General features: G+C 30.9%; 14 protein-coding genes. All 14 read right to left on the bottom strand.

Annotated features, from left to right (window positions below; translation table 11 throughout):
* Position 1 precedes the first annotated feature (1 nt).
* The 14 genes from Y592_RS08260 to rlmD are packed head-to-tail and all read right to left on the bottom strand — an operon-like array spanning position 2 to position 10,712.
* Positions 2-1,591 (bottom strand): 3D domain-containing protein, encoded by a 1,590-nt coding sequence (locus Y592_RS08260; RefSeq protein WP_075666508.1) that lies wholly within the window; start codon positions 1,589-1,591, stop codon positions 2-4.
* On the bottom strand, positions 1,570-2,238 hold the full coding sequence (locus Y592_RS08255; protein WP_075666507.1) for a DUF2225 domain-containing protein: 669 nt from the start codon (positions 2,236-2,238) through the stop codon (positions 1,570-1,572). Before Y592_RS08255 ends, Y592_RS08260 begins: the two co-directional genes overlap by 22 nt.
* Position 2,239: 1 nt before the next feature.
* Positions 2,240-3,127, bottom strand: a complete 888-nt coding sequence (gene ftsY, locus Y592_RS08250) for a signal recognition particle-docking protein FtsY (RefSeq protein WP_075666506.1) — start codon at positions 3,125-3,127, stop codon at positions 2,240-2,242.
* A gap of 1 nt (position 3,128) precedes the next feature.
* Positions 3,129-3,911 carry a class I SAM-dependent methyltransferase gene (locus Y592_RS08245; RefSeq protein ID WP_075666505.1) on the bottom strand — a complete coding sequence of 261 codons (783 nt, stop codon included), beginning with the start codon at positions 3,909-3,911 and terminating at the stop codon, positions 3,129-3,131.
* The gene (locus Y592_RS08240; protein WP_075666504.1) at positions 3,908-4,141 is read right to left on the bottom strand and encodes a hypothetical protein; all 234 of its coding nucleotides are present in this window, start codon (positions 4,139-4,141) and stop codon (positions 3,908-3,910) included. Before Y592_RS08240 ends, Y592_RS08245 begins: the two co-directional genes overlap by 4 nt.
* 12 nt (positions 4,142-4,153) lie before the next feature.
* On the bottom strand, positions 4,154-4,840 hold the full coding sequence (locus tag Y592_RS08235; RefSeq protein ID WP_075666503.1) for a hypothetical protein: 687 nt from the start codon (positions 4,838-4,840) through the stop codon (positions 4,154-4,156).
* On the bottom strand, positions 4,786-5,052 hold the full coding sequence (locus Y592_RS08230) for a trigger factor (RefSeq protein ID WP_075666502.1): 267 nt from the start codon (positions 5,050-5,052) through the stop codon (positions 4,786-4,788). Before Y592_RS08230 ends, Y592_RS08235 begins: the two co-directional genes overlap by 55 nt.
* Positions 5,053-5,057: 5 nt before the next feature.
* On the bottom strand, positions 5,058-5,861 hold the full coding sequence (gene minD, locus Y592_RS08225) for a septum site-determining protein MinD (protein WP_075666501.1): 804 nt from the start codon (positions 5,859-5,861) through the stop codon (positions 5,058-5,060).
* 10 nt (positions 5,862-5,871) lie between these two features.
* Positions 5,872-6,981: a peptide chain release factor 2 gene (gene prfB, locus Y592_RS08220; RefSeq protein ID WP_077198682.1), complete on the bottom strand. Its 1,110-nt coding sequence runs from the start codon at positions 6,979-6,981 to the stop codon at positions 5,872-5,874.
* A 12-nt stretch (positions 6,982-6,993) separates the two neighbouring features.
* On the bottom strand, positions 6,994-7,893 hold the full coding sequence (locus Y592_RS08215; RefSeq protein WP_075666499.1) for a PEGA domain-containing protein: 900 nt from the start codon (positions 7,891-7,893) through the stop codon (positions 6,994-6,996).
* 1 nt (position 7,894) lies between these two features.
* Positions 7,895-8,179 (bottom strand): EscU/YscU/HrcU family type III secretion system export apparatus switch protein, encoded by a 285-nt coding sequence (locus Y592_RS08210; RefSeq protein ID WP_232218184.1) that lies wholly within the window; start codon positions 8,177-8,179, stop codon positions 7,895-7,897.
* A complete protein-coding gene (locus Y592_RS08205) occupies positions 8,148-8,759 on the bottom strand; it encodes a hypothetical protein (RefSeq protein WP_075666497.1) in 612 nt (203 codons plus the stop codon). The genes Y592_RS08210 and Y592_RS08205 overlap by 32 nt, the downstream gene beginning before the upstream one ends.
* Positions 8,760-8,770: 11 nt before the next feature.
* A complete protein-coding gene (locus tag Y592_RS08200; protein ID WP_075666496.1) occupies positions 8,771-9,370 on the bottom strand; it encodes an IMP cyclohydrolase in 600 nt (199 codons plus the stop codon).
* A gap of 34 nt (positions 9,371-9,404) precedes the next feature.
* Positions 9,405-10,712, bottom strand: coding sequence for a 23S rRNA (uracil(1939)-C(5))-methyltransferase RlmD (rlmD, locus tag Y592_RS08195; protein WP_075666495.1), 1,308 nt, complete (start codon positions 10,710-10,712; stop codon positions 9,405-9,407).
* Positions 10,713-10,721: the final 9 nt, after the last annotated feature.

Genomic DNA, 10,721 nt, shown 5'->3' with positions numbered 1-10,721 from the left:
TTTAAATACCTCCATTTTTTAGTATAAACACATCAAAATCTTTAACACTATTTTTTCTTGCAACATTTACATCTTCAATATATATATCTATCCTCTTTCCTTGTATCAAACTCCCAGTATCCTCCGCGACTAGTAGTTTTTTCAACTGCGGAATATATATATAACTACCCAAAGGGATCAATGTGGGATCAATTGCAGCTGTAATCCACTCTCTTGCCACTTTACCAGATCTTGTTAATCTAAAAGTAGGATGTAAAGGTATTTTTCCATCATCCCACGGGGTATAAAACGTTACCATAAATTTTCCTTTGTACTCAAATAATAATTTCAAAGGATCCTTAGGTTCACCATCAACCCACAATTCAAAATGAAAGATTTTTTTAACCTTTCCCAGCGGTTTGTTAATATCCACCCAGTCATTTTCCTCTAAATTAGTTTCTATTCCCTTGTAAATTCCTAAAATACCATTTCCATGATCTATATACAAAACATCCTCACCCTTGATTGTAACTCTTCCCACTAAAATTGGATAAACTTCATTACCCGCAGCATCAACGTCTATTCCCAAATTGGTAATTCCATCTCTTGATTCTCCAAAATAACTCAAAATACTCTCAGGATTCACATCTATCGGAATTCTCAAAAATTTCTTAAAATCATCCACCGGAATTTTTATTATTTGACCTGGAATAATCTTCCTCGGATTCACTATTGCATTAAATGATATTAGCTTTTCAATTCCCCCATTTCCCAGATTAAATCTTTTACTTATACTGTACAATGAATCTCCACTTCTTACAATATAAGAAATATACCCCTGCCTCAACTTCAATATATCAATAATATCTTCTCGACTAAAATTTTTCCTTAAAAAACTAATTTCAGAACTAATCTGTTTCACCAATGCCAATTCCTTTTCCAATCCTTCCTTAGATGAAAACTTATCAACTTTTAGTATCAAATCATTAACCACACTTTCCAATTTGTTTATCTTTTCAACCTGATTTATTATTTGAATTGCGGGTATACTCTTCTCGTCATTTTTGCTTTTTACATTATCTATCTCCGACAATGTTTCACTTAGAGCCTGAATTTCCAACTCTAACTTCCTTACCTTATCTGCTAAATTATAAATTTCCGCATATCCATTGTTATATTTTTCAATGGCATCATTTAAAAGCGTATTTACAGAATTCAAATCTAAACTTTGGACCAAGCCTTCTACCTCGTTTATCCTGTAAATAATTCCACGAATATTATACGATGTTAAATTAGCAGTTACTTTATTCAATTGATTTTCCATACTAGAAATTTGAAACGCTAATTTATGGGTAAAATCCTCAAGATAATCTACTTTATTTTTTAAATTAATGCTTTTTAATTCTTTATCTAATCTTTCAATATCCTTTTTCAAACTCTTTGAAAGACTAATATAATTTTTCTCAAGCTCTTCTATCTGTTTTTCATGTTTTTCCACAACATTTTCCATAGTAAATACTCTATTTTCCAATTGATTAAACTGTTCATATGTTACATAATTACAAGAAAACAAGAATAATAAAAGAACTACTATTGCCGCATACTTTGCCATCTATCTCTTCCCACCTTTGCATAATACGAAGAGCTTCTTCCATACTTTTTAATAAGTACAGAAAACCACTTTATAGATTCATCTTTTTTGTTAAAATACCTATTTAACTCTCCAAGATAAAATAAAACTTTCTCTTCGGGTTTTCCTTCTGGAATATCAGATTTCATATAACAATCTTCAAAATTTTTTAGCGCATGCGCAAGCGCTATATCTTCTTGATTTTTATCACCTTTTTCTCTAAGTAACCACGCAACCTTTAAATATGCATCTGCTAATTTACAATATTTTTTAGTAACAGTTGATAAAATTATAACTATCCCATATGCCTTTAAGGCAATATCTATATTTCTCTTCTCTACAAACTTACTTTTCATTTCTGAAAGTTTCTCTTTTAATTTATCCAATGCTTCAATTATCTTATCTTTTTCAACAACAGTTACAGTATTTTCAAATTTTGGTTCATACTCTGCGTAAAGACAATACGGACATACAACAACTTCATATAAAAAGGGATTAACTTCCAAAAAGTTAGGTTTCAAGTCTTCATCATAACTTGAGATTTTCACTGAATCTATCCTTACCTTTTTACTTTTAAATTCTTTACCACATACAGGGCACTTATAATCCTTATCCCATAAACTATTCATATTATTCACCTTCCAAAAGTGCATTAACAAAATCTTCTGCATCAAACGGTTTTAAATCATCAATTCCTTCCCCTAAACCTACAAACTTTATTGGAATACCAAGTTCCTTTGCAATAGCAATTGCGATTCCACCTTTTGCTGTACCATCCAATTTGGTCAAAACTATTCCAGTAATATCCACAAATTCTTTAAAGACCTTTGCCTGTTGCAATCCATTTTGACCTGTAACCGCATCAATTACCAATAAAACTTCATGTGGCGCATTTTCAATCTTTTTCTTAATAACCCTGTTAATCTTTCTCAACTCTTCCATCAAATTCTTCTTTGTGTGCAACCTTCCCGCAGTGTCCAGTATTACAACATCTTTTTTCTTGGAAATTGCATGATTTACTGCATCAAAAGCTACTGCGGCAGAATCTGCACCTTCTTGATGTGCAATAATTGTTGCATTTGTCTTATCTCCCCACACCTTTAATTGATCAATTGCTGCAGCCCTAAAAGTATCACAAGCAGCCAAAACAACAGACTTGCCATTTTTTGAAAAGTATGAAGCTAGCTTCCCCGCAGTTGTTGTTTTTCCAGAACCATTAACTCCAACCATGCTTATAACAAATGGCAAATCGCTTATTATAAGATCATTATTTCCTCTCAAAATATCAATTAATACTTTTTTCAATGCCTCATATGCATCATCTCCATCGGCTTTTTCTATCCTTTCTAAAATATATTCAGTCGCCTCGTATCCAACATCTGACAAGATTAAAAGTTCTTCTATTTCCTCTTTTGTTTCCTCATCCAACTTTTTACCTTTTAAAATACTTTTTATCTTTCCGAAAAAAGTTTCTCTTGTTTTTTGAAGACCTTTTTTGAACTTTTCAAAAAATCCCATACTACACCTCCGTCTTGTTTATTACTCCATATACTACTCCACTTTTTCTAGAAACATACTCTGCATCAAAATACTTTCTTATTTCCTTGTACAAATTATCTTTTTTAAGAGTCTTGATTACCACTTTTTTCTTTGAAATCCTCAACATTTCTTCTAAATCATCCTTTGTCAGAGGCTCATACAAAGCAAAGGAGCGCAAAGGATTTAACGAATTACTCTCATATATTGGATTTTCAAACATAGGATCACAGTATACCACATCAAACGCTCGATCTTCTACTTTTCGAATAAAATCTTTATAATTTTCGTTTAATAATTCTATTTTTTCTTTTGACTTATTTATCCATTCTTCCTCAGAGACATAATTTGAAAGTCCCCACTTTACTACTCTATATATATGCACTGATCCTTCCGTTGCAATTACTTTTTTTGCATAATTTGCAATTAGAAGCGCATCTGATCCCAAACCACAAGTTGCATCATATATTACATCATTTTCGCTGGGGTTAATAGATTCTATTAAATAATCTCTTTCACCATGCCTTATATTTTCCATTCTAATTTTTGCAATTCCTTGATGAAAAAAAAACTCCCCATCCCTCCATTTTATACTCAACATCTTTTTTTTATCTATAACATAATAAAAATCAATTAAACCTTTTTTTAAATATTTTGGCAAATGATTTCTATTTAAATACCTTACATCGTATTCTATGGCAAGTTTTTTTGCAATTTCTATAAGCTCCTTACTTGGATTATACGACGTTGTCACCACAAAATTCATTCCTTTTCCCTGCCCTCTTTTAAATTTTTCAGATTATCGTACAAATTCAACATCTTTTCGTATTTTTTCTTTGTTTCTTCATACTCAGATTTTACCTTCTTATACTCTTTGAAATTAACATTATACCTTATTATAGAAGTAACAACATTCACAATTAAAAAAAGCAATAAAAATCCCACAAAGCTTATGTAAAAATATTTAAAAAAATCTTTTTTTCTATTTTTTTTCACTAAAACCACCCCTTATGGAAAAGAAAAAACTTGAACCTCATCGTAAGCGTCTTTTAATATGATTTTATTTTCAATATTTTCATTTTTCAATATAGAATAATACTTCTTACTATCAGGTGTTACATAATAAATTTTTTCTTTTTCATCTGTACCAATAAATTTAATTTCAAACGTAGGATCTATATTTAATTTTACACCAGTACCTTCGTCTTCTAAATAAATTATAAAATACAAATTGTTCGTTTTTGATAAATCCAAATTCTCGTTAAATTGTGCAGTTAAAGTGTAAGTTTTTTCATAGATTCCATTGGTTAAAGTATAAATAACTTCAACATCCATATTAATACTTGAAATGTTCTTTTCAACGGTAACCATTGGTTTTATTAAAATTCCTGAAGAAATCACATTTTTTTCCATCTCTTCGCCATTTAATGTCATTTTTACATTAACACTCTTTATATTATCCAACACAAAATCATCTTCGGAAATACCAAGTTTTTCTAAAAAAATACGTCTTAAATTATCTGAATAAAATGCCTGAAAATAAGCATTTAAATTAATAATTTGCTCATCTGTGGTATCAGGCAATATTTTATCCAACGTCAACGCACAACTTGATAAAAGAAAAAACATAATTACTAAAATTATTTGAAATTTATGTTTGTAACTATTACCACGTATCCATCTTCTTCTTGACAATCTACCTTCACCCTTTCAACAGGTACGTTAAATTTAGCCGAAATAACTCTAATAACCTCTCTTTTTATTTCCTCAGAGTTTTTTTCAAAAACATCTTGTGGAATTTTTTGAATAATATCCCTTCTCCTACTCATCATATTATCCAATCTTTTTAATGCCTCTTCTCTTGAATTCTTCTTTTCATGTTTTTTAAAAATATCCAGTATCCACATAGACTTCACCTCTTTTTAAAGAAAGAAAAAAACTTTGCTAAAAAATTAATTGCAGAAGGAATATCACTTTCCAATGGAATTTCCTCTCCCTTTAATCGTCTTACTATGTTTGTAAAATTCTTAGAAATACCATATTCACTTTCCAATACAACCGGCATTCCCCTATTTGTTGAAATAATAACATCATCAGATTCAGGGATAACACCAATTAACTCAATTGCAAGTGCTTTTTGGACATCCATTTCAGACAACATTTCTCCTTTACGAGCCATATTAACTTTAAACTTATTTAATATTAGTATTATATTCTTGTCATCAAAACCGTTGTTTTCCAATAACCCTATCACCCTATCGGCATCTGAAATAGCCGGCAATTCTGGTGTTGTAACAATTATCGCAAAATTTGCCGGGGCAATTGCATTTCTAAATCCTCTTTCAATTCCAGCAGGCGAATCAATTAATATGTAATCAAAATCTCCATTTAATTCTTCAACTATTTTTATCATATCCTCGGGTGTAATCATCTCTTTTGTTGCGATTTGTGAAGCTGGAAGTAAAAAAAGATTTTTCAAATTTTTGTGTCTTACTAAAGCATCCTTAGGTGAAACATTACCATTTACCACATCTAAAATGGTATATATTATCCTATTTTCAAGTCCTAACACGACATCTAAATTTTTTAAACCTACATCTGCATCTATAAGACATACTCTATTTCCATCTTTTGCCAATGCACATCCTAAATTTGCCGTTACCGTTGTTTTTCCAACCCCACCCTTTCCCGAAGTTAACACATAAACTTTTGCCATAAAACCACCTCTACTTCTTATTCCGGTTTTTTGCAAAATAAATTAACTCACTTTCAATGAATAAATCGATATCTCCATCCATAACAGCATCTATATTTCCAGTTTCAATATTTGTCCTGTGATCTTTTACCATAGTATAAGGTTGAAAGACGTATGATCTAATTTGGTTCCCCCATGAAATATCTTTTAACTCACCTTGTATTTCCTCAAGTTGTTTTTGCCTTTTTTCAAGTTCTAATTGATATAGTCTAGCTTTTAACACTTTCATTGCCGTTTCTTTATTCTGCAATTGAGATCTCTCTGTCTGACAAGTTACGACAATTCCCGTTGGTATATGGGTAATTCTCACAGCAGATTCCGTCTTATTTACATACTGTCCACCTGCACCTGATGCCCTATACGTATCTATTCTCAAATCTTCTGGATTAATATCAATGTCAATATCATCTTCTATCTCCGGCATTACATTCACAGATGCAAAAGACGTATGACGTCTTTTGTTTGCATCAAATGGGGAAATTCTCACCAATCTATGAACTCCTCTTTCATACTTTAAATAACCATAAGCATACTCACCCTTTATGTAAAGTGTTGCACTTTTTATCCCCGCCTCTTCACCTGGTTGATAATCAACAACCTGCACATTAAATCCTCTTCTTTCTGCCCACCTCATATACATTCTAAGCAACATAGATGCCCAGTCTTGAGACTCCGTTCCACCCGCACCAGGATGAATTGTCAAATACGCATTACTTGCATCAAATTTTTCGTTTAATATCAACTCAAGTTCAAAAATTTTAACCTTCTTTTCTATTTCCTCAATCAATTGTTTTACAGTCTCCCAAAAAGTTACATCTTCTTCTACAAGTTCCAATCCGGCTTCTAAATCTTCCATTTTATTTTCTATATCTTTCATATCTTCTATTATCTTTCTTATTCTTTGCGCTTTTTGAGAAATTTCCTTTGCTTTTTTTTGATCACTCCAAAAATCCGAAGCTCCCATTAAACTTTCCAATTCTTTAAGTTCTTCCAATTTATCTTGTGGGTGAAATACCTTTACAATATCTTCGTATTTTTTCTTAACTTCATCTATTCTTTGTTTTAATTCATAATCGATCATATAAACCCTCCTCTATTTTAAAATCACATAAACTATTCCGGAAAATATCACAAAAAGACTTAAAATAGTAATTTCTTTTAGATAAGTGTATTTTTCCATATTTATTTTTACATTAGTATCCTTCATTACTTTTTCACTTTCATTATATGCAGTTACCACAACCAAATATTCACCTGTCTTCTTAATTCCGTTCCATTTGAAAATATTCTCACCAGGTACTCCAGAAAACCTATAACTCTCCACCTTTTCATTTTCGCTGAAAATATCAATGGTAATAGTTGCAAATGTTGTTAAAAAAATCTCCAAATCCCATTTATCTCTGTACCAATCACCATTAGGTGAAAATTCATCATAACTATTTCTCAGATACAAATCTAAATTTTTCTTGTGAAAATTTAATTCAACAGGCACTTTTTCTTTAAAACTAATCAAAATATCCTTTTCAATAACCTTGTATCCTGGTGATAAAAACTTCAATTTATGTGCACCAATTGGAATTTTAAGTTCATCTTTCTTGTCTTTAAATACTCCATAAAAAGCATTATCAAGATAAACATTTACCGGATAAACATTTGAAAAAATCACAATACTTCCCGCTTTTTGGGGACGAATTTTTAAAATTACCCCATTTGCACTAATAAACACATTTTTTGATACTACCATATAACTATCCGATTTAATTTCAACAAAATGATAACCTTCACGTCCAAAAGATATTTCCAACTGTCCAAAAACATCCGTTTGTCCAATATAGTCACCATCTATATACACATCTAAAAATGGTTCGGTAATTAAAATCAATGTGTAAGGTTCAACATCATAATTTCCAAACATTATCCCAAAATTTATAGAAAACTCTGAAAATATCATTAAACCAAATACTAGAAAAACACAAATTAAAGTCTTTCTCATTTCAATCGCTTCCTTTCTGAGTTTCAATAAAAGCTATTATTTCCGCAACTGCAACATACAATTTTTCTGGGATTTCATGTAACACTTCTAATTTATACAATTCACTAACAAGCTTCGGAGATTTAACAATAGCGACTCCACTTTTTTCTGCAATATCTATAATTCTTTGTGCTATCTCTTCCTTTCCCTTTGCAATAACAAAAGGTATATAATCCGTATCTGGATTATACTTCAGTGCAACGGCAATCTTTTTCCTAAACGTAAACTCCTCCTTTAAATCCTTCAAATTTAATAAAAACATTCTTAAAATATTTACTCAATCTACTCTTTAATTCTTCTACATTTTCTATCACCGAAGATGTACTCAAAGAAATTTGCTCACCATTTACATATCCAACTATCACTTCTTTTTCGTAAAAAATTTCAAATTTTTCAGACACCCTATCAAAAAATACCTTAATATCGCCAAAAGAGCGTAATCCATATCTTCCTGACAGTGCGTTTAAATACACCTCAAATTCCAAATTTTCTTCATCCTTCATATTACTTTTAAAATACTTTTCAAACCTCTCCAAAAAATTCCTATTAATTTTTATCCTTCTTTCCAATTCTTCAAATATAACGGAAAGTCTTTCGATAAATCTAGGATCATCTGTGATTCTATTTGCTAAAAATATATACTTTATAGGTGGTAAACAACTCTTAGGACCTAATAAAATCTTTCCTTCATAATCCCCTTGTCCTATTTTTTTTACTTCAATTCTCAATCCTTTTGGAATCTTTTTATTTGATTTTAATACTAACTCACCCTTTTTGGTTTTTAATTTTACCAAATTTTTGTAAGAATCTGAAACTATTCCGTACATTACTTTTCACCTTAAAAATTCCCAGAGGCAAAGAGCTCAGAAAGCACACTGTGAATTTCAGAATCATACCTCATTGTTCTATAAAAAGCTTTCAATGCAAATATCCTTCTCTTTTGAAGTGGTACATCCCCACATTCTTCAAGACTTTTTATAACTTTCCCATAATCATCAGGATCAGAAATTACAACAACATCTCTATAATTCTTCGCAGATGCTCTTAATAATGCAACTCCTCCTATATCTATATTTTCAATTAGCTTTTCTTCATTTCTAGTTCTCTTTGCAACTTCCTCAAAAGGATATAAGTTCACTACTACCATATCAATAGGCATAATATCATTCTTTGCCAAATCATTCAAATGTTCTTTGTTATCAAACCTCGCCAAAATAGCACCAAAAATTTTTGGATGAAGAGTTTTTACCCTCCCCCCCAAAATCTCTGGAAAACCGGTTATTTCAGAAACTTTTTTAACAGATATGCCATTTTCTTCCAAAAGCTTTGCAGTTCCACCAGTACTTATTATTTCAACACCAAACTCCCTTAATTTTTTTGAAAATTCGACAATCCCTCTCTTGTCTGAAACACTAATTAAAGCCCTTTTAATATTCATTTTCTACACTCCCCCTTTTTATTTTAACATATTTTTACTTTCTAACTAATATAGCAACTGATTCTGTATGATATGTTTGTGGAAACATATCAAATAACCTTATAGTTTTCAACTTGTACTTTTCTAATAAAATACTTAAATCCCTTGAAAAGGTAGTGGGGTTACAAGAAATGTAAGCAATTTTTTCAGGATTACGTTTTAAAATTTCCAAGCTCAAGTCCTTTTCCAATCCACTCCTTGGTGGATCTAAAACCAAAACATCAAAATTTCTGTTATATTCCTTCAAAAATTCATAGGCGTCTGACTCAACAAATCTTATATTTCTGACATTATTTATATTAGCATTTGCCCTTCCTGCCTTCACCGAAACATGATTTGATTCTACAGAAATTACAAATTTTGATAAAAGAGCTAACCTTATTGAAAAAGTTCCAAGACCACTAAAGAGATCTAAAACTACCTCATTATCTTTTAAATCTAATTGTTTTGTTAAATACTCCATCATTTTTTCCGTTATATAGTAATTATTTTGGAAAAAAGCGGTGGGTGGAATCTGAAATTTTTCCCAACTAAAATCGTATGTAATTACTCCCTCACCTTTTAAAATACGGTAAGGTCCTCTCAACACGACTTTATCGTTGCTGTTCATCACATGTACCACTGATTTCAGCAAAGGTACTTTTTTAGCTAAAATTGCCGCGATTTTTTTACCATCTTTAAAAAATTCCGTTTTAGTCACGAAAATTACCATCAATTCACCATTAGGAGAATATCTTATAACCACATTTTTCAATGTACCTCTTTTGCCATCATATACATCAACCTTAAACATTTCCAAAACTTCAGGAATAAGCTTTAACAAATCATTGACTGGCTTTGGAGCAATTAAACAACTTTTTATCTCTATTATTCTATTCGAATTTTTCATTTTCAAACCAAGTTTTCTATCCTTTGTAATAGAAAACTCCATCTTTAACCTGTATCCGTACTCCTGATTGCTTTGTTCAACACCAATATCATCCAACTCTACTTTTGAAATTCTAAAAAGCTGTTCAAGAAAAACCTGTTTTTTTAATTCTATTTGTTTTTCATATCTTAAATCCAAAAAGTTACAACCACCACATCTTTTAAAATATGGACATTTTACAGCTCTTCTTTCAGGAACACGTTCTAAAACATTTAATACCCTGGCAATCGCATAGTCATTTTTATCCTTTAACACCTTAACCTCAACAAGTTCACCCGGATACGCATTTTCAACAAACACAACCTTCCCACCTGGCAATTTTCCAATTCCACTTCCACCATATGCCATTTTTTCAATATATACCATTTCTCCCATAATTAAAAC

It is taken from the genome of Thermosipho sp. 1070, assembly GCF_001682135.1.
In the GTDB taxonomy this organism is placed as follows: Bacteria; Thermotogota; Thermotogae; order Thermotogales; family Fervidobacteriaceae; genus Thermosipho; species Thermosipho affectus.
The sequence above is the reverse complement of the archived record's forward strand: the minus strand, read 5'-3'. Positions and strand labels throughout refer to the sequence as shown.

Coding starts and splice junctions, on each gene's coding strand:
- Y592_RS08260 (WP_075666508.1), bottom strand. CDS start 1,591: ATGGCAAAGTATGCGGCAATAGTAGTTCTTTTATTATTCTTGTTTTCT.
- Y592_RS08255 (WP_075666507.1), bottom strand. CDS start 2,238: ATGAATAGTTTATGGGATAAGGATTATAAGTGCCCTGTATGTGGTAAA.
- ftsY (WP_075666506.1), bottom strand. CDS start 3,127: ATGGGATTTTTTGAAAAGTTCAAAAAAGGTCTTCAAAAAACAAGAGAA.
- Y592_RS08245 (WP_075666505.1), bottom strand. CDS start 3,911: ATGAATTTTGTGGTGACAACGTCGTATAATCCAAGTAAGGAGCTTATA.
- Y592_RS08230 (WP_075666502.1), bottom strand. CDS start 5,052: ATGTGGATACTGGATATTTTTAAAAAACATGAAAAGAAGAATTCAAGA.
- minD (WP_075666501.1), bottom strand. CDS start 5,861: ATGGCAAAAGTTTATGTGTTAACTTCGGGAAAGGGTGGGGTTGGAAAA.
- prfB (WP_077198682.1), bottom strand. CDS start 6,981: ATGATCGATTATGAATTAAAACAAAGAATAGATGAAGTTAAGAAAAAA.
- Y592_RS08215 (WP_075666499.1), bottom strand. CDS start 7,893: ATGAGAAAGACTTTAATTTGTGTTTTTCTAGTATTTGGTTTAATGATA.
- Y592_RS08205 (WP_075666497.1), bottom strand. CDS start 8,759: ATGTACGGAATAGTTTCAGATTCTTACAAAAATTTGGTAAAATTAAAA.
- Y592_RS08200 (WP_075666496.1), bottom strand. CDS start 9,370: ATGAATATTAAAAGGGCTTTAATTAGTGTTTCAGACAAGAGAGGGATT.
- rlmD (WP_075666495.1), bottom strand. CDS start 10,712: ATGGGAGAAATGGTATATATTGAAAAAATGGCATATGGTGGAAGTGGA.